An 18,334-nucleotide genomic window follows, 5' to 3' on the forward strand; every position below is an offset into this window, starting at 1 on the left:
ATTTCAGCGCGTTACCGGGCGATCAGTTCGCCTGTGCCGCTCAAATCCCGCATCTGCCTGCGCCCCATCAGCAGCACCATCACGGCACCGGCGGCACACAGCGCCGCCAGCGGCAACAGGGCCAGGGCGTAACTGCCGGTGGCGTGGTGAATGGTGCCGTACACATTCACCATGATGCCGCCACCAATCAGATTGGCCATCGCGCCCACGGCGGCCAGACCGGCGGCGGCAGTGGAGGACGAGAGCCAGGTCGAAACCAGCGCCCAGAACGGCCCCTTCATTGAGTACGCCCCGATCAACACCATGGACAGCATGAACACCGTCGCCACCAGCGAGGAGGTGACCAGTGCGAGCAGCAAACCGGCGGTGATCAGCAGCAAGGTCATCGCGGTGTGCCAGCGGCGTTCACCGCTCTTGTCGGAGCTGCGTCCCCACAGAATCATCAGCACCGAAGCCAGTCCGTAGGGAATGGCATTGACCAGGCCGATTTCCAGGTTGTTCAGGTCAAACGTCTTGAGCAATTGCGGCGCCCACACGCTCATGGTGCTGCCAGCCGCCGACGCCCCGGAGTAGATCAGTGCCAGTACCCAAATGTGCTTGTGGCGCAGCAGTTTCCACAGCGAGATATGCCCGATGGCGGTCTTGCGGCTGCGCTCTTCGTCCAGGCGGCCGGTGAGCCAGCTGCGTTGCTCGTTGCTCAGCCACTTGGCCTGTTCGGGGCGGTCGGTGAGTACGAACAGGCAGGCGATGCCCAGCAGTACGGCGGGGATGCCCTCGATGATGAACAGCCAGTGCCAGCCGCGCATGCCGAACCAGCCGTCCAGGCTCAGCAACAGGCCGGACAGCGGCGAACCAATGAAGTTGGCGCCGGGAATGGCGACCATGAAGATAGCGACCATGCGTCCACGGTATGCCGCTGGCAGCCAGTAGGTGAGGTACAGCAGCACGCCCGGGAAGAAGCCGGCTTCGGCCGCACCCAGCAAAAAGCGCATCACGTACAGCGAATTGGCTCCGGTCACAAACGCGGTGCCGGCGGAAATCAGTCCCCAGGTGATCATGATCCGCGCAATCCACACCCGTGCGCCGAAACGTTGCAGCGCCAGGTTGCTTGGCACTTCCACCAGGAAATACGACACGAAGAACAGGCTGCTGGCAAAGCCGAAGATCGCCGGTGTAAGGCCCAGGTCCTGGTTCATCTGCAGGGATGCCATGCCGATATTGCCGCGATCAATGATTGCCAGCAGGTAGCAAAGGATCAGGAACGGCAGGAGTCGCCACGCCACCTTGCGCATGGTTGAGCGCTCGATCGCGCTGATGTCGGTAGAACTGATAGGCATGACTCTCTCCCATTTTGTTTTTTTTGGAGAAGCGTAATGAGCTCGACCTTCCTTGGGTGACGGTCGGGCGATGGGCGTTCAATCAGTGTGCGAACAGGTGGCGGTTGACCACCGCGCGCGGCTCCGGTGCGCTGCCGTCCCAGAAGTCGATGATCTGTTGCACGGCCAGCAGGCCCACGCGATCGCGCGCCTCGGCAGTGTTGGCGCCTACGTGGGGGGTGGCGACCAGGGTCGGCAGGCCCCACAGCGCTGAGTCGGTGGGTGGCGGTTCGGGGTTGAAGGTGTCGAGGCCGGCGCCGGCGATCTGGCCGGTGCTCAGCGCCTGCACCAGCGCTTCGGTATCGATCAGTTCGCCGCGTGCGGTGTTGATCAACAGGCTGCCTGGGCGCATGCGCTTGAACTGCGCCGCGCCGAAAAGGTTGCGGTTCTGCTCGGTCAGCGGGCAATGCAGGCTGATGATATCGCAGCTCGCCAGCAAGACATCGAAGTCCTCGGCGCGCTCGACATTCGGCAGGTCGGGCAGGTTGCTCAAGTAGGGATCAAATACCTTGATGGTCATGCGCAGCGGCGTTACCAGTTCCATCAGGATTCGCCCGATAGCGCCCAGGCCCACCAGGCCCAGGGTCTTGCCGGACAGTTCGATGCCCACGGCGGTCGCTTTGTCCCAATGGCCGTCACGCATGCGCGCATCGAGCAGGGCAGTCTGGCGCGCGACGCTGAACATCAGCGCCAGGGCATGCTCAGCCACCGATTGCGCATTGGCGCCCAGGGCGATGGTGACGGGGATGCCGCGTTCAGCGGCGGCCGCGATGTCGATGGTGTCGTAGCCCACGCCGTGCTTGGCGATGATCTTCAGCGCGGGCGATGCATTGATCATGTCCCGGGTCAGTTTGCCCTGGCGCACGATGATTGCGTCCGGCTGTTCGCGGGCAATGATCGCGGTGAGTTCGTCGGCCGGGGCATACGGGGTGGTAGGGATTACGCGCACGCCATGGGCGGCGGCGTGGGCCATGGCTTCGGCAGTTAATTGCGGGCCGGTCAGCAGGAGAGTTCGGGTCATTTGGCGCACCTTGGTTTTCTTATCTGTGTGCAGTTGGCGGTTCGTGATGTCGCTCAACAGTGCTCGAAACCTAGCATAATGAAATGGCGTTGCAATAAATAATTTTTGTTGATTTGCGCGAAACGGTTGAGTGCATGCGTGCAACCCCGTGTTATTCAAAGAATTAAGGGTTTTGTTCAGCCTTAAACCGTTTTTCATGTGCCGAAGCCGCTGTGGGTGAGTCTTGTCAGTTTTAAATTGCAGTGTTAATTTCGAAATGCCATTTCATTTTATGAATTTTCACGCTTAATAAAAACCACAAGAGGAATGCCCCATGTCCATCGGATTCAGAGTGCTCAAGCAGCAACGTAAAGTCGCTGCCGAGTGGGTCGAGCGTTACCGGACAATGCCCGTCGCCAATATCAGCGATTCGATGAACCGCATGACCGCCGGTGGCGCCGCCCTGCAACCGATGCACCACCAGGGCGTGCTGGTGGGGCCGGCGCTGACCGTCAAAGCGCGGCCTGGGGACAACCTGATGCTGCATTACGCCCTGGATATCGCCCAGCCTGGCGACGTGATTGTGGTCGACGCCGGCGGCGACCTGAGCAACGCACTGATCGGCGAATTGATGGTGGCGTACGCGATCAAGAAAGGCGTGGTCGGCATTGTGATCAATGGCGCCATTCGCGATGCTGCGAGTATCGGTGCCGGTGATTTCCCGGTGTTTGCCGCCGGCATCACCCATCGCGGCCCGTACAAGGACGGCCCGGGCGAGGTGAACGTACCGATTGCATTGGCGGGCATGGTGATCGAACCGGGCGATCTGGTGATCGGTGACGAAGATGGCTTGCTCTGCGTGCCCTTCGACCAGGTCGGCGAGGTGTATGATCGCGCCTACGCCAAGCATGCCGCTGAACAGAAGCAGCTTGAACAGATCGCGCTGGGCGAGAACGACCGCACCTGGGTCCTGAAATCGCTCACACAAAAGGGCTGCGAGTTTATTTGAATCCTGCTTCCCCCTCCCGCTGGCCGGCGCCTGCGCGCGCGCTGCGCTATCGAAATTTCCAGATCTACTTTGTCGGCCAGGGCCTTTCCACCCTGGGCAAGTGGGTGCAACAGGTCGCGCTGTCCTGGCTCGCCTATCACTTGACGGGCTCGGCCGTGTTGCTGGGGGCGATTGCGTTTCTGACGCTGTTGCCTCAGCTGCTGGTGGGACCGCTGGCGGGCGCCTGGTCCGACCGCCATGACAAGCGCCGCCTGTTGATGGCGGTGCAGGCCGCCCTGGCCCTGCAATCGTTGGCCCTGGCCGTGCTGACCTGGCAGCAGTGGATGGGCCGTGAAGTGATCATCGCCATGGCGCTTCTGCTGGGTCTGCTCAACGCCCTGGAAACGCCGCTGCGCCAAGCCTTGATCGCGAGCTTTGTCGACGAGCCCAAAGACCTGCCCAACGCCCTTGTGCTCAACGCGATGCTGATCAATGCCGCACGCTTTATCGGCCCGCCGTTGGCCGGCTTGCTGATCAACTGGAGCGGCGAGGCCGGTTGCTTTGTGCTCACCTCCATCGCGTTCGGTATGTTGCTGATCGGCCTGGGCAGGGTGCAAAGCCGAGCGCAGGCGAGGGCCAAAGGGTCTACCGGGGAGATTTTCCGCGAAGGTCTGCGCTACCTGTGGACCACCCTGGCGATTCGACGGCTGCTGGTCAGCGTGGTGATGGTCAACCTGTTGGCGTCCTGCTACACCGTACTGCTGCCGATCCTGGCCAAGCATGCGTTCAGCGGCGATGCGCAAACCCTCGGCTGGCTGTGGGGCGCAGCCGGTGCCGGTGCGTTTGTGGCCACGATCTTCCTGGCGTTTGCCGGCAGTGTTTCGAACCTGGGCCACATTATCGTGCTCGGCACGCTGGTCTGTGCGGTGTCGCTGTGCGCGGTGGCGGCCAACCCGCCGCTGTGGTTCACCCTGGCGGCGCTTGCCGGGCTGGGCTTCGGCATCACGGTGAGCAATGTCAGCAGCAATATGACCCTGCAAAGCGCGGCGCCGGAAGCGTTGCGCGGCCGGGTGATTGCGTTCTATATCGCCATGCGTTTCGGCTTTGAAGCCATCGGCGGATTGTTGGCCGGCCTGCTGGCGGCGGCGCTGAGCGTGCAATGGACATTGCTGCTGGCGGGGCTGTTGCTGGGGGTTTATCAGGGTGTCAGTGGGTACATCAGCCGCAGGCGTGGTTGACAGCAACCACGCCTGCGCCGCGTGCCTCTCAACGAAACGCCGGCACCACCTGCTCGATAAACAACGCCAACGACTTCTTCTTCTCGGCATGGGGCAGGCTGTTGTCGCACCAGAAGCTGAACTCATCCACGCCCAGTTCCTGGTAGTAGCGGATGCGCGGGATGATTTCTTCGGCGGTGCCGATCATCGCGGTCTTGTGCAGGCTGTCCAGTTCGAACTCCGGGCGGGCGGCGAATTTTTCTTCCGGGCTCGGTGCCAGGAAGCCATTCACCGGCACCTCTTTATTACCGAACCAGGCATCGAAGGTGCGATAGAACTTCGAGATCGCCTTGGCCCCGACTTTCCAGCCGTCCGGATCATCGGCGGCATGCACGTGGGTGTGACGCAGCACCATCAGTTGCGGGCGCGGTACGCCGGGGTTGTTGTCGAGGGCGGCCTGGAATTTGTTTTTCAGGTCGAGGACTTCCTCGTCGCCTTTCATCAGCGGCGTGACCATCACGTTGCAGCCGTTGGCGACTGCGAAGTTGTGCGAGTCCGGGTCGCGGGCGGCAATCCACATCGGTGGATTAGGCTGCTGGATCGGCTTGGGCACGCTGGTGGAGGTGGGGAATTTCCAGATGTCGCCGTCGTGGGCGTAGTCGCCTTTCCACAACGCACGCACCACCGGCACCATCTCGCGCAGCGCCTGGCCGCCGCTGGAGGCGGGCATGCCGCCGGCCATGCGGTCGAACTCCACCTGGTAAGCGCCACGGGCCAGGCCGACTTCCATGCGCCCGTTGCTGATCACGTCGAGCAACGCGCATTCGCCCGCCACCCGCAACGGATGCCAGAACGGCGCGATGATGGTGCCGGCGCCCAGGCGAATGGTGGTGGTCTTGGCCGCGAGGTAAGCCAGCAGCGGCATCGGGCTTGGCGAGATGGTGTATTCCATGGCGTGGTGTTCGCCAATCCATACGGTGCTGAAACCGCCAGCCTCCGCCATCAGGGTCAGTTCAGTCAGGTCTTCGAACAACTGACGGTGGCTGACACTTTCGTCCCAACGTTCCATGTGTACGAACAGGGAAAACTTCATGACGCTTACCTCGGATCTATTGTGATCGGCCTGTCGACTGCGGGCCCTTAAGTGCTCTCGCCAATGTGAAGCCTGCCAGTGATGACGGCGGTTCGGCGGATTGATTGTTGGTATACCATAATACGGAATGTCCGCAAAATTTTTCTCTCAACCGGTTACCGGGCTGACACCCGCAATCAAACTGTGGGAGGGGCTCAGGCCGGCAGCGGCAGGGCGCCCATCTTGCCGTGGCAGTACACCAGTGGCCCGGCGTTCTGCCGGGGCACGATCAGGTTCTTCACTGCACCGACCATGATCGCGTGATCGCCGCCTTCGTATTCGCGCCACAACTCGCACTCGATCACCGCCGTGGCATTCGCCAGGATCGGGTTGCCCAGCTCACTGAGGGTCCACTCGATGCCCTGGGCCTTGTCTTTGCCCTTGCGCGCAAAGGCATAGGCTTCGGTTTGCTGCCCCCCGGAAAGCACATGAATGGCAAAGCGTTTGTTCTTGATCAACACCGGGTACGAGTCGGAGCTGTAGTTGGGGCAGAACAGCACCAGGGCCGGGTCCATGGACAACGAGCTGAAGGCACTGGCGGTCAGCCCGACGATTTGCCCGTCGTCATCCAGCGTGGTGATCACGGTGACCCCGGACGGAAACGAACCCATCACTTGTTTGTAGATAGCGGCATCGATCATGGGACGGTCCTCTGCGGGTAAAGCGGTTCTTATGAGTTTGTAGGTCTGATGGTATACCGTAATACAATCCATGCAACCGCTTTTTCAGTTGCCCGATGAACGTCAAGGCTGGGGCTTATAGCCAATAAATACGGGCACCATGGCAGGAAACAGCAGGTTACGCTGTGGCACACTTGCGGATCAGATGGGCGCTGAAACGACGGATCAGTCTTGTGAAAATGTTGGAATACCATAATATGGTGTTCATCTGAGGGGCGGCCAGAAAGCTCCCCCGGTTTGGCGTCAAACAACTATAAGATCAGACAAACGCGAGTTCATTTCCATGCCCCAGATGTCCCGGCAAGACCCCCTGATCGAGCATCACACGGTCGATTACGTCCCCCTCGCAGAGCGCCATGGAAAGGCCCGCGACCTGTTCACCTTATGGTTCAGCACCAACATCGCACCGCTGCCGATCGTCACCGGTGCCATGGTGGCCCAGGTGTTCCATCTCAATCTGGCGTGGGGGCTGCTGGCGATTGCCCTCGGGCATCTGCTCGGCGGCATCGTGATTGCCCTCGCATCGGCCCAGGGCCCGCGCATGGGCATCCCGCAGATGGTGCAGAGCCGTGGCCAGTTCGGCCGTTACGGCGCGCTGCTGATCGTGTTCTTCGCCGCACTGATCTACATCGGCTTTTTCATCTCCAATATCGTCCTGGCTGGCAAGTCCATCGTCGGCATCGTGCCGTCGGTGCCGGTGCCGGCGAGCATCCTGATCGGCGCCCTCAGCGCCACTGCCATCGGCGTGATCGGCTACCGCTTTATCCATAGCCTCAACCGCATCGGCACCTGGGTGATGGGCAGCGCGTTGCTGGCCGGTTTTATCTACATCTTCGCCCATGACTTGCCGGCAGATTTCCTGACCCGTGGCGGCTTCAACGCCGCTGGCTGGTTGGCCACCGTGTCGCTGGGGGTGATCTGGCAGATCAGTTTTTCGCCCTACACCAGCGACTACTCTCGCTACCTGCCGGCGGATATCGGCATCACCCGGCCGTTCATTGCGACCTACCTGGGCGCCACCCTCGGCACCATCCTGTCCTTCGCCTTTGGCCTGGTAGCCGCACTGGCCACGCCCGAAGGCACCGAGGCCATGGTCGCGGTCAAGCAAGCCACCGGCTGGCTGGGGCCGATCCTGATGGTGCTGTTCCTGCTCAATATCATCAGCCACAACGCCCTGAATCTGTACGGCGCGGTGCTGTCGATCATCACCTCGGTGCAGACCTTCGCCAGCCACTGGACCCCGAGCATCAAGGTGCGCGTGCTGCTGTCGGGCGTGGTCCTGGCCGGTTGCTGCGTGGTCGCGTTGGGCGCCTCGGCGGACTTCATCTCGCAATTTATCGGCCTGATCCTCGCGCTGTTGCTGGTGCTGGTGCCGTGGGCGTCGATCAACCTGATCGACTTCTACATCATCAAGCGCGGGGTCTATGACATTGCCTCGATCTTCCGGGCGGATGGCGGGGTGTATGGGCGTTTCAACCTGCATGCGATCGTGGCGTACTTCATCGGCATCATCGTGCAACTGCCGTTTGCCAATACGTCGCTGTATGTGGGGCCGTGGGCCAACCTGGTGGAAGGCGCGGACCTGTCGTGGCTGGTGGGACTGGTGGTGACGTGCCCGTTGTATTACTGCCTGGCGACACGTCAACACACCCAGAAGATCAGGGCGGCGCGGTTGGGCTACACCGACTGAGCCACTCCGCCGAACTCCTCCAACGCATCCCGCAACGCGCCCTCGAAGTATTCCTTCGAGGCGCGATCCCAGAGGATATGAAACGCCGGCAGCTCCACGCTCCCTGTGTGGATGACAATCGCATTGACCCGCGCCACTGACGTCTGCGCCACCATCCCGGGCTTGAACGCCGGGTCGCTCAAGTCAACCCCGCACAGCTTCGCCATCACCCGCGCAATCACGCCCCCGCTGAGCCGCACACAGGCATGGCTGTCCTGGCGCGGCAGCAGGTAATTGGCGCGGTGGTCCAGTTCCCAACGCGCTTCTTCATCGGCGATGCGCTGCCCCTGATCCTGCGGACTGCCCAGCACCAGGTATTCGTTCTGCGACAGGCGCGCCACCCAGCTGCCGTCCGCTTGTGCGCTGGCTTGGTTGGGCGCGCCCGGCAACGTGAAGCCGCGCGCCGTGAGGTACTCGGCGCTTTGTGCGCCGCGAAAGCCGACCCGGGGCAGGTCGGTCTGGTCCTGCAGCTGGCAGGGCGGCGTGAACAATTCGTGGGCTTTCAGACTGGTCATGGCTTAACCCTCCTGGCGTTGGTGGGTGGGGTCGAAGAACGGCAGTTGCACCACCTCGGCCTGGACGACGATGCCGCCCTCGACGCGAATCGGAATGCGCTGCCCCGGTGTGCTCTGGTCGATCCCGGCGTAGGCCAGGCCGATGATGCGGCCCAGGCTGGTGGAGTATTCGCAGGAGGTGACGTTGCCGCTGATGTCCGCGCCGTTGAGCACCAGGTGGCCTTCCAGCGGTTGCACGCTGCCCTTGGGCAGGCTGAAGCCCACCAGTTTGCGTTTCAGCGGCTGGGCTTCGAGGATGTCCACCGAGCGGCGACCGACGAAGAACGGCTTGTTGCGGCTGACCGCCCAGCCCATGTCGATTTCTGCCGGGTGAGTCATGCCATCGGTGTCCTGGCTGATGATCACGTGGCCTTTTTCCAGGCGCAGCAGGCGTTGGGTTTCGACGCCGAAGGGGCGAATGTCAAAGGCCTTGCCGGCCGTCATCAACGCGTCCCACAACGCCAGGCCGTGGCGTGCCGGTACGTGGATTTCATAGCCCAGTTCGCCGACGAACCCCACCCGCAGCAGGCGTGCCTTGATCCCGGCCACCGTGCCCTGGCGCACGCCCAGGTAGGGGAAGCCTTCGGCACTGAGGTCGAGGTCGTTGCACACCTGCTCCAGCACCTTGCGCGAATCCGGCCCGGCCACGTTCACCGCACAGATCGCTGCCGTGACGTTGGTCACGTCCACGTCCAGGCGCCACTGTGCGTTCCACTTGAGCATCTGCTGGTAGATGCGGTCGACGCCGCTGGTGGTGGCGGTGACGTAGAAATGCTTGTCGGCCAGCCGCGCGCACACGCCGTCGTCGATCACCACGCCGTGTTCGTTGGTCATCAGCGCATAACGCGAACGGCCCACCGGCTGCTTGAGGAACGCGAAGGTGTACATACGGTTGAGCAATTCGGCGGCGTCCGGGCCGCGCACGTCCAGGCCACCGAGTGTGGACACATCGATCAGCCCGACCTTGTTACGCACGTGCAGCGCTTCGGCCTGCATGCACGCTTCGCGGTCCTGGGGCTTGCCGTAATAGGCCGGGCGCTGCCAGATACCGGCGGGCATCATCTTCGCCCCGGCTTGCACATGGCGCGCGTGCATCGGCGTTTGGCGGTAAGGGTCGAAGGCCCGCCCGGCGACATGCGCAAGTTTCTCCGCCACGAACGGCGGCCGTGCGGTGGTGACCCCGGTTTCGCTGATCGTGCGCTGGGTCGCCCAGGCCACCAGCCGTGCGGTCGGCAGCGCCGAGTGGCGTCCCTGGGACGGGCCCATGCCGACCGTGGAGTAACGCTTGACCAACTGCACATCGCGGTAGCCGATGCGGGTGGCGTTGACGATGTCCGCCACTTGCAGGTCTTCGTCGAAGTCGACGAAATCCTTGCCCTTGGGGTGCGGGAAGATCGGCCAGTGGAAGTTGACCTGGGCTTCGCTGCGCAACGCTGCAGGCGGGCTCGGGCTGTTCAAACCGAGGGCGCGCAGGCTGTCGGCGGCGGCGTTGGTCCCATCCGCCAGCACATTGTCCAGTTGATGCCGACCGTGTACGGAACCGGCCACGCCCAGGTTGCGCGGCAGGCCACTGAGGCTGAACTCCGCCCGCGAGTCGTCATAGGCCAGCTTGCCACCGGCCTGGCATAGCAATTGATAGACCGGCATATAGCCGGCCGACATGCACAGCAGGTCGCAGTCGATCACGTGCCCGCTGGTGCTGACCTGGCCCTGGCCGGTGATCTGGCGCACGTCGACGCCCTTCACATGGCGCAGGCCTTTTTCATGCAGGGCCTCGAACACGGTGCTGTTGCTCAGGCACGGGATCTTGCGCTGGGCCAGCGCGCCCGGCAGGGCTTTGTCCGCCGGGGCATTACGCAGGTCGATCACGGCGGCCACGTCCACGCCCTGGTCATGCAGGTCGAGGGCGGCGAGGTAGCCGTCATCGTTGCCGGTGAGCACTACCGCGCGCTTGCCGGGCTTGACTGCATAGAGCTTCATCAGGCGTTGCGCGGCGCTGGTGAGCATCACCCCCGGCAGGTCGTTGTTGCGGAAGACCACCGGTTGGTCGAACGAACCGCTGCACACCAGGCACTGTTGTGCGCGCACTTTGTACAGGCGCTTGCCCTGGATCACCGGCAGGTAGTTGTCAGTGAACCAGGCATTGCAGGTGGCGTCGGTGAGCACCTGGATATTCGCGTGTTGCTGCACCGCACCGAGCAATTCGCGGCGCAGGGTGTCGGCACGGGTGCCGGCGATATCGAAGCGCGCGTAGGTCAGCGACCCGCCAAGAATAGGCTGCTGCTCGATCAGCAGCACCTTGGCCCCGGCATTCGCGGCGGTCAGCGCGGCCTGCAAGCCAGCGGGGCCGGCGCCGATCACGGCGAGGTCGGTGAACAGGTAGGCCTTGTCGTAGTACTCGGGTTGGAACGTCAGGTCGAGCACGCCCAGGCCGGCCTTTTTGCGGATGATCGGCTCCCAGACTTTCCACATGCCCTTGGGCTTGTAGAACGAACGGTAGTAGAACCCAACCGGCATGAACCTGGAGAACTTGCCCAGGTAGGCGTCCTTGTCGTTGTCCAGCGAGCCGTTGACGTTCTGCGCCGTCACCGCCAGGCCGGCGGACAGCGCGTGGGCATCGGCCAATACGTTGGGTTCGCGGGGCAGTTGCACCAGGCTGTTGGCGTCATGGCCGGCCATGGTCAATGGGCCGCGTGGGCGGTGGTACTTGAACGAACGCGACATCAGGAAGCGCCCGTTGGCGAGCAGCGCGCTGGCGATGCTGTCGCCCTGCAAACCTTGGTAGGGCAGGCCGTCGAAACTGAAATCGAGTGGCTGGTCACGCTGGATCAGCAAGCCCATGGGGGCGGGGAGGCGGTTCATCCGGCGATCTCCTTGGCGGTGGTGAAGTCGACGCGGGTAGTGAACACTTCGCGCGGATCGAAGGTGCGCAGGATCTCGTCGGTGACCGTGTGGCGCTCGGCGAGGAACCAGTAACTGGACGGCGTGTGCATCCACCATTCGCGCACCACACCGGCGAGGTTGTCGGTGTTGAACACGTAGTCGGCCCATTCGGCATCGCTGCAGGTCACCGGATCGGGCATCGGTTTGAATTCACCGCCGTAGGTGAACTCGCTGATATTGCGCGGCCCGTTGAGCGGGCAAATCATGATTTTCATCGTCTGCTCTCCGTCAGTGGCTGGCCGCTGTGGCGCCCATTTCGTTGACTTGCTGGAAGGTCGAAAAGCGCTCGAGGCCGAAAGGCTTGATCAAGTCCGGCACCTTGCCGCCGCTGGCGACCAGCTCGGCCATGGTCTTGCCGCAGATCGGCGTGGCCTTGAAGCCCCAGGTGCCCCAGCCGGCGTCGAGGTAGTAATTCTTCAGCGGCGACAGGCCCATGATCGGGCTGTAGTCGGGGGTCATGTCGGTGATCCCGGCCCACTGGCGCATCAACTTGGCGTTGGCCAGGAACGGGAACATCTCGATGGCATGGGCCAACAGGCTTTCCTTGAGGTCCAGGGTCGAGCGCGTGTTGAACAGCGGGTACGGGTCGGAACCGCCACCGAACACCACTTCGCCCCGGCTGGTTTGCTGCACGTAGCAGTGCAGGGCCGAGGAACTCACCAACGGGTCGAGGAACGGCTTGAACGGCTGGGTGACCATGGCCTGCAACGGGAAGGTCTGGATCGGCGAACGGATACCGGCCTTGGCCATCAGCAGCGAGCTGTGCCCGGCAATCGCCTGCACCGCGCAGCCGCATCGGATGGTGCCGCGATTGGTCTTCACTGCGGTGATGGCGCCGTTTTCGATGATCAGGTCCTGCACTTCGGTGAGTTGATGGATTTCCACGCCGCGCTTGGCCGCCTGCTTGGCGTAGCCCCAGGCCACGGCATCGTGGCGTGCGGTGGCGCCGTCGATATGCCAGAGCCCGGCAATCACCGGCAAGTGGCCGGGGTCGAGGTTGAGGCTGGGCACCAGCTCGCGGATCTGCTGGCGATCGATCATCTCGGTACGCCCGCCGAAGTGCTTGTTGACCTCGGCGCGCTGGCGGAACGAACGCACGGTGGCGTCGGTGTGGGCCAGGGTCAGTTGGCCGCGCTCGGAGTACATGATGTTGAAATCGAATTCGTTGGACAGCGACTGGAACAGCTTCACCGACTCGGCATAGAAACGAACGCCTTCGCTGGTGAGGTAGTTGGAGCGGATCACCGCCGTATTGCGCGCGGTATTGCCGCCGCCCAGGTAGGCCTTTTCCAGCACCGCTATGTTGGTGATGCCGTGGTACTTGGCCAGGTAGTAGGCCGTCGCCAGGCCATGGCCACCGGCGCCGATGATCACCACGTCGTAACTCGACTTGAGTTCCTTGGGCGGTGGCAGGTCCACCTCCACCGGGTACTCCGAACTCAGCCCGTATTTCAATAGATTGAATGGCATACGGCCTCCGATTGGCTGCGTAGGGCGTGGTGTTGCGCCAGGGCGGCGGCCACGGTGTTTTTCATCAGGAAGGCAATGGTCATCGGCCCGACACCGCCGGGCACCGGGGTGATGGCGGCGACATGGGGCAGGGCGCTGTCGAAGTCGACATCACCCACCAGGCGGCTGCGGCCGTCGTCGTCGATGCGGTTGATGCCGACATCGATCACCACCGCGCCGGGCTTCAACCAGCTCGCGTCAATCAAGCGGGCGCGGCCCACGGCGGCGATCACGATATCGGCCTGGCGACACAGGGCCTGGGCGTCGTGGCTGCGCGAATGCAGCACGGTCACCGAGCAATCCGCCTTGAGCAGCAGCGCGGCCATGGGCTTGCCGACGATGTTCGAACGGCCGATCACCACCGCGTGTTTGCCACGCAGGTCGCCGCAGGTTTGCTCCAACAGATACAGGCAACCGCTTGGGGTACATGGCGTGAGCACTGCGCGGCCCTGGCTGAGGCCGCCGACGTTCTGGCTGTGAAACCCGTCGACGTCCTTGTCCGGCGCGATGGCCTCCAGGGCGCGCAGTTCGTCCATCTGCGCCGGCAACGGCAATTGCAGGAGGATGCCGTGGATCGTTGGGTCGGCATTCAATTGGCCGATCAGGATCAACAAGTGTTCGGTGCTGGTATCGCCGGGCAGGCGATGCTCCACGGAGCGGATGCCCACCTCTTCGGCGCGCAGGATCTTGTTGCGCACATAGACCTGGCTGGCCGGGTCGCTGCCCACCAGGATCACCGCCAGCGCCGGTTGAATAGCCTGCCCATGCAGCCGCGCCACGTCCTCGCGCACTTGCAGCAGCACGCGCGCCGCGGCGGCTTTGCCGTCGATCAGTTTATGCGCGCTCACCGGAACACCACCGTTCTGTCCTGATTGAGGAAGACCCGGTGCTCCAAGTGGTACTTGACCGCCTTGGACAGGGCCACGGTTTCGGTGTCGCGGCCGATGGCGACGAGGTCGTCGGGCTTGTACACGTGGTCGACGCGCTGCACTTCCTGCTCGATGATCGGGCCCTCATCCAGGTCGCTGGTCACATAGTGCGCGGTGGCACCGATCAACTTCACGCCGCGTTGATACGCCTGGTGATAGGGCTTGGCACCCTTGAAACCGGGCAGGAACGAATGGTGGATATTGATCGCCCGCCCCGACAGTTGCCGGCACAGGTCGTCGGAGAGGATCTGCATGTAGCGCGCCAACACCACCAGCTCGGTGCGGGTGTCGTCGACGATCTTCATCAGTTCGGCTTCCTGCGCGGCCTTGTTGTCCCTGGACACCGGCAGGTAGATAAAGCGAATGCCCTCGCGCTCGGCCATCGGCCGCAGGTCGAGGTGGTTGGAGACGATGGCGGTGATGGTCATGTCCATCTCGCCCTTGTGGTAGCGGTAGAGCAGGTCGGTGAGGCAGTGGTCGAACTTGCTTACCATCAGCATCACGCGCATCGGCTCGCGGGTGTCGTACAGCTCCCACTGCATGTCGAAGGCCTGGGCGACATCGGCGAAACCGTCTCTGATCGCTTGCAGGTCGCCTGTGTGGCCATCGTTGAAACGGAACACGGCACGCATGAAAAAGCGGCCGCTGAAGTCATCGTCGAACTGCGCCATTTCCCCGATGTAGCACGCCTTGTCCGCCAGGTAAGTGGTGACGGCAGCGACGATGCCGGACACGGCGGGGCACGTCACCTTGATGATGAAATGGTTTTTTTCGTGTTGCATGACACGTCCTCGGGATGATGGCGGCAGCTCATCGCATAGCGAAAAAATGTCTGAGGACAGCAGGCTCATTCCTTGAGCGCGTTTTCTTGTGGGGAATAAAATATTCCTGAGATGGCTTTATAGGGGAATGGGGGCAGGGCGTCTAGGGGTTTTGGGAAAGTTTTTTAACTGAGGGGAAATTTTTAGCGGGCAGGACGGCATCGAATTCAGTCAAAAATGTGGGAGGGGGCTTGCTCCCGATAAGGGTGGGTCAATGACAAATGCATTCACTGACATTCCCTTATCGGGAGCAAGCCCCCTCCCACAGTTGAATCTCTGTGCTTCAGGTGTATCGCGAGTTCGGATTATTCCTTGTCGTTGCCGTAGTTCATGATCGACAACAACCGAATCGGCACCTGTACCAACTGCTCCGGCCCGTGTGGAATCTCGCCTTCAAACGTCAAGCTGTCCCCGGCCTCCATCCGATACAGCTGGTTGCCATGCCGGTAAATCAACTCCCCCTCCAGCAAATGCAGAAACTCCGTCCCCGGATGGGCAAAGGTCGGGAACTCCTCGCTGGCGTCATCCATGCTGACCATGTACGCCTCGAAGCTCTTCTTCGGACCGCGCGTGTGGTTGAGCAGGTGATAGGTATGCCCCTTCTCCGTCCCCCGGCGCACCACTTCCATGCCCTGGTCGGCCTTGACCAGCAAGGCGCTGCCATCCTGCTGGTCGTATTCGCTGAATAACTTCGACAGCGGCAGCCCGAGTACATCGCACAGGCGGCTCAAGGTATCGAGGCTGGTGGAGACCTGGGCGTTCTCGATCTTGCTCAACATGCCCTGGCTGATATCGGCAATCTTCGCCACGTCGGACAGCTTCAGGTCCTGGGCCTGGCGCTGGCGTTTGATCTGCAGCCCCAGGTATTGCTCGAGCTTGAGGCGCGGGGCGGTTTCGGTGGACATGATCATCGGCTCCTGCACGGTTTCCGTTCAGTAATATTATTTTCGCACTGGGAAAGTGCAAGGTCTGGCGCTTGAAGGCCACCCCGCTGTGCGTATTCCTGCGGGGAAAAGAATTTTCCCATATATACAGCACAAAAGCGCAGCTCCACCCACTTCGATGTGTCGATCGCGATTCTGGCAAGGGTATTGCATTCCTGTAGGGAAACTAACTTTCTTTTTAGGAATAAAAAGACAGCCTAGGCCCACCCACACGGTTTTGCCTTTCGCGAGGAGTGACACGCAATGTTGCCAGCAGAAACCCAGCGCATCATCGACAAGCACGGGATCAAATACGTGCTTGCGCAGTTTGTGGATATACACGGTGCGGCCAAGACCAAGTCGGTGCCCATCTGCGGGCTCAAGACCGTGGCCGAAGAGGGCGCGGGGTTTGCCGGGTTTGCCATCAGTGGCATGGGCATGGAGCCCCATGGCCCGGACTTCATGGCGCGCGGCGATCTGTCGACCTTGACCCCGGTACCCTGGCAGCCGGGTTATGGGCGCGTGGTGTGCGTCGGGCATGTCGACGGCAAGCCCCATCCCTACGACAGCCGCTACGTGCTGCAGCAACAAGTGCAGCGCCTGCAGGACAAGGGCTGGACGCTGAACACCGGCCTGGAGCCCGAGTTCAACCTGATGCGCCGCGACGAACACGGCAAGCTGCAACTGGTGGACCCCAGCGACAACCTCGACAAGCCTTGCTACGACTACAAGGGCCTGTCGCGTTCGCGGGTGTTCCTCGAGCGGCTGACCGAAGCCTTGCAGGCGGTGGATTTCGAGGTCTATCAAATCGACCACGAGGACGCCAACGGCCAGTTCGAGATCAATTACACCTACAGCGACGCCCTGACCTCCGCCGACCGTTTCACCTTCTTCCGCATGGCCGCCGGCGAGATCGCCAATGACCTGGGCATGATCTGCTCCTTCATGCCCAAGCCCGATCCGAAACGCGCCGGCAACGGCATGCACTTTCACCTGTCGATCAGCAGCGCCGAGAACAAAAACCTGTTCCATGACGCCAGCGATCCGAGCGGCATGGGCCTGTCGACACTCGCCTATCACTTCGCCGCCGGCTTGCTCGCCCATGGCCCGGCGCTGTGTGCGTTCGCCGCGCCCACGGTCAACTCCTACAAGCGCCTGGTGGTCGGCAACTCGTTGTCCGGCGCCACCTGGGCCCCGGCCTTTATTGCGTTTGGCGCCAACAACCGCTCGGCCATGGTGCGCGTGCCGTATGGCCGCCTGGAGTTCCGCCTGCCGGATGCCGGCTGCAACCCCTACCTGGTCAGCGCCGCGATCATCGCCGCGGGCCTGGACGGTATCGATCGCCAGCTGGAAATCGACCACGTCTGCAACGAAAACCTCTACAGCCTGAGCCTCGAGCAGATCGCCGAGCGCGGCATCAAGACCCTGCCGCAATCCCTCAAGGAGGCCTGCGACGCGCTGGAAGCCGACGCGCTGTTCGCCGAAATGCTCGGCCCGCAGATCGTGGGCGAGTTCATCAAGCTCAAGCGCATGGAGTGGGTGGAGTACAGCCGCCATGTGAGCGACTGGGAAATCCAGCGCTATACCGAATTTTTCTGACACCGTGTGACGGAGACTTGTTATGTGTGGAATCGTAGGCCTGTACCTGAAGAATCCGCAGCTGGAACCCCAGCTCGGCCAGCTGTTTGAACCCATGCTGCAAGCCATGACCGACCGTGGCCCGGACAGCGCCGGTTTTGCCATCTACGGCGATGAAGTCGCCGATGGCTGGGTCAAGCTGACCCTGCAAGCCACCACCGAAGCCTTCGACTGGAAAGGCTTGATGGGCGAGCTGGAAGGGCGCCTCGGCTGTTCCCTGGATTGGTTCCAGAACGCCAGCGCCGCCGTATTGAAGATCCACGCCGACGAAACCCCGGTGCGCCTGGCCCTGGCCGAACTGGCGCCGAGCGTGCGCATCATGAGCGCCGGGCAGAGCATCGAGATCCTCAAGGGCATGGGCCTGCCCCAGGAAATTTCCCAGCGCTTCGGCCTGGCAAACATGCAGGGCAGCCACATCATCGGCCACACGCGCATGGCCACCGAAAGCGCGGTGACCATGGAAGGCAGCCACCCGTTCTCCACCGGCGCCGACCTGTGCCTGGTGCACAACGGCTCGCTGTCGAACCACTTCCGCCTGCGCCAGGAACTCAAGCGCGAAGGCATCCACTTCGAAACCGACAACGACACCGAAGTCGCCGCCGGCTACCTGACCTGGCGCCTGCAACAGGGCGACTCGCTCAAAGAGGCGCTGGACCATTCCCTGGAAGACCTCGACGGCTTCTTCACCTTTGCCATCGGCACGCGCAACGGCTTTGCGGTGATCCGCGACCCGATTGCGTGCAAGCCGGCGATCTTGGCCGAGACCGACGACTACGTCGCCATGGCCTCCGAGTACCAGGCGCTGTCGAGCCTGCCGGGCATCGAAAACGCGCGGATCTGGGAGCCGGCACCGGCCACGTTGTACATCTGGGAACGCCCGTCAGCTTAAGGAGCG

General features: G+C 62.5%; 16 protein-coding genes. 5 read left to right on the top strand and 11 right to left on the bottom strand.

Features of this window, described 5'->3' with window-relative positions; all coding sequences use genetic code 11:
* Positions 1 to 11: 11 nt before the first annotated feature.
* The gene (locus NIBR502773_RS26830) at positions 12 to 1,337 is read right to left on the bottom strand and encodes an MFS transporter (protein ID WP_027603564.1); all 1,326 of its coding nucleotides are present in this window, start codon (positions 1,335 to 1,337) and stop codon (positions 12 to 14) included.
* 82 nt (positions 1,338 to 1,419) lie between these two features.
* Entirely contained in the window at positions 1,420 to 2,397 is a 978-nt protein-coding gene (locus NIBR502773_RS26835) for a hydroxyacid dehydrogenase (RefSeq protein WP_141157372.1), read from the bottom strand.
* Positions 2,398 to 2,710: 313 nt separating this feature from the next.
* Here NIBR502773_RS26835 and NIBR502773_RS26840 point away from each other — a divergent pair, with 313 nt between their 5' ends.
* Positions 2,711 to 3,385, top strand: a complete 675-nt coding sequence (locus NIBR502773_RS26840; RefSeq protein ID WP_141157373.1) for an RraA family protein — start codon at positions 2,711 to 2,713, stop codon at positions 3,383 to 3,385.
* Complete coding sequence (locus tag NIBR502773_RS26845; RefSeq protein ID WP_141157374.1) at positions 3,382 to 4,602, top strand: MFS transporter; 1,221 nt, start codon at positions 3,382 to 3,384, stop codon at positions 4,600 to 4,602. The genes NIBR502773_RS26840 and NIBR502773_RS26845 overlap by 4 nt, the downstream gene beginning before the upstream one ends.
* A gap of 28 nt (positions 4,603 to 4,630) precedes the next feature.
* Here NIBR502773_RS26845 and NIBR502773_RS26850 read toward each other — a convergent pair whose 3' ends face one another.
* Together NIBR502773_RS26850 and NIBR502773_RS26855 are read right to left on the bottom strand one after the other, a co-directional pair.
* Entirely contained in the window at positions 4,631 to 5,674 is a 1,044-nt protein-coding gene (locus NIBR502773_RS26850) for an LLM class flavin-dependent oxidoreductase (protein ID WP_092488280.1), read from the bottom strand.
* A gap of 194 nt (positions 5,675 to 5,868) precedes the next feature.
* Positions 5,869 to 6,354, bottom strand: a complete 486-nt coding sequence (locus NIBR502773_RS26855) for a flavin reductase family protein (protein ID WP_092359108.1) — start codon at positions 6,352 to 6,354, stop codon at positions 5,869 to 5,871.
* Positions 6,355 to 6,676: 322 nt separating this feature from the next.
* Between NIBR502773_RS26855 and NIBR502773_RS26860 the strand changes: the two genes are divergently transcribed.
* The gene (locus tag NIBR502773_RS26860; protein WP_141157375.1) at positions 6,677 to 8,083 is read left to right on the top strand and encodes a cytosine permease; all 1,407 of its coding nucleotides are present in this window, start codon (positions 6,677 to 6,679) and stop codon (positions 8,081 to 8,083) included.
* Here NIBR502773_RS26860 and NIBR502773_RS26865 read toward each other — a convergent pair.
* The 7 genes from NIBR502773_RS26865 to NIBR502773_RS26895 all read right to left on the bottom strand — a co-directional run bounded on the left by NIBR502773_RS26865 (position 8,071) and on the right by NIBR502773_RS26895 (position 15,783).
* Positions 8,071 to 8,637, bottom strand: coding sequence for a sarcosine oxidase subunit gamma (locus tag NIBR502773_RS26865; RefSeq protein ID WP_065947956.1), 567 nt, complete (start codon positions 8,635 to 8,637; stop codon positions 8,071 to 8,073). The two genes, NIBR502773_RS26860 and NIBR502773_RS26865, sit on opposite strands and share 13 nt — an antisense overlap.
* A 3-nt stretch (positions 8,638 to 8,640) precedes the next feature.
* A complete protein-coding gene (locus NIBR502773_RS26870; RefSeq protein WP_141157376.1) occupies positions 8,641 to 11,538 on the bottom strand; it encodes a 2Fe-2S iron-sulfur cluster-binding protein in 2,898 nt (965 codons plus the stop codon).
* Positions 11,535 to 11,834, bottom strand: a complete 300-nt coding sequence (locus NIBR502773_RS26875) for a sarcosine oxidase subunit delta (protein ID WP_027603573.1) — start codon at positions 11,832 to 11,834, stop codon at positions 11,535 to 11,537. Before NIBR502773_RS26875 ends, NIBR502773_RS26870 begins: the two co-directional genes overlap by 4 nt.
* Before the next feature lie 13 nt (positions 11,835 to 11,847).
* Positions 11,848 to 13,089 (bottom strand): FAD-dependent oxidoreductase, encoded by a 1,242-nt coding sequence (locus NIBR502773_RS26880; RefSeq protein WP_141157377.1) that lies wholly within the window; start codon positions 13,087 to 13,089, stop codon positions 11,848 to 11,850.
* Positions 13,071 to 13,976, bottom strand: a complete 906-nt coding sequence (folD, locus tag NIBR502773_RS26885) for a bifunctional methylenetetrahydrofolate dehydrogenase/methenyltetrahydrofolate cyclohydrolase FolD (RefSeq protein ID WP_115489015.1) — start codon at positions 13,974 to 13,976, stop codon at positions 13,071 to 13,073. The genes NIBR502773_RS26880 and folD overlap by 19 nt, the downstream gene beginning before the upstream one ends.
* Positions 13,973 to 14,839, bottom strand: coding sequence for a formyltetrahydrofolate deformylase (gene purU / locus NIBR502773_RS26890; protein WP_027603576.1), 867 nt, complete (start codon positions 14,837 to 14,839; stop codon positions 13,973 to 13,975). Before purU ends, folD begins: the two co-directional genes overlap by 4 nt.
* A gap of 344 nt (positions 14,840 to 15,183) precedes the next feature.
* Complete coding sequence (locus tag NIBR502773_RS26895; RefSeq protein WP_053139883.1) at positions 15,184 to 15,783, bottom strand: helix-turn-helix domain-containing protein; 600 nt, start codon at positions 15,781 to 15,783, stop codon at positions 15,184 to 15,186.
* A 282-nt stretch (positions 15,784 to 16,065) separates the two neighbouring features.
* On the opposite strand from NIBR502773_RS26895, the gene glnT reads away from it, so the two are divergent.
* Both glnT and NIBR502773_RS26905 read left to right on the top strand, forming a co-directional pair.
* Positions 16,066 to 17,400 (top strand): type III glutamate--ammonia ligase, encoded by a 1,335-nt coding sequence (gene glnT, locus NIBR502773_RS26900; RefSeq protein WP_115489013.1) that lies wholly within the window; start codon positions 16,066 to 16,068, stop codon positions 17,398 to 17,400.
* Positions 17,401 to 17,422: 22 nt separating this feature from the next.
* Entirely contained in the window at positions 17,423 to 18,328 is a 906-nt protein-coding gene (locus NIBR502773_RS26905; RefSeq protein WP_065925860.1) for a glutamine amidotransferase family protein, read from the top strand.
* Positions 18,329 to 18,334 lie beyond the last annotated feature (6 nt).

It is taken from the genome of Pseudomonas sp. NIBRBAC000502773 (genome assembly GCF_006517195.1).
Lineage (GTDB): Bacteria > Pseudomonadota > Gammaproteobacteria > Pseudomonadales > Pseudomonadaceae > Aquipseudomonas > Aquipseudomonas marginalis.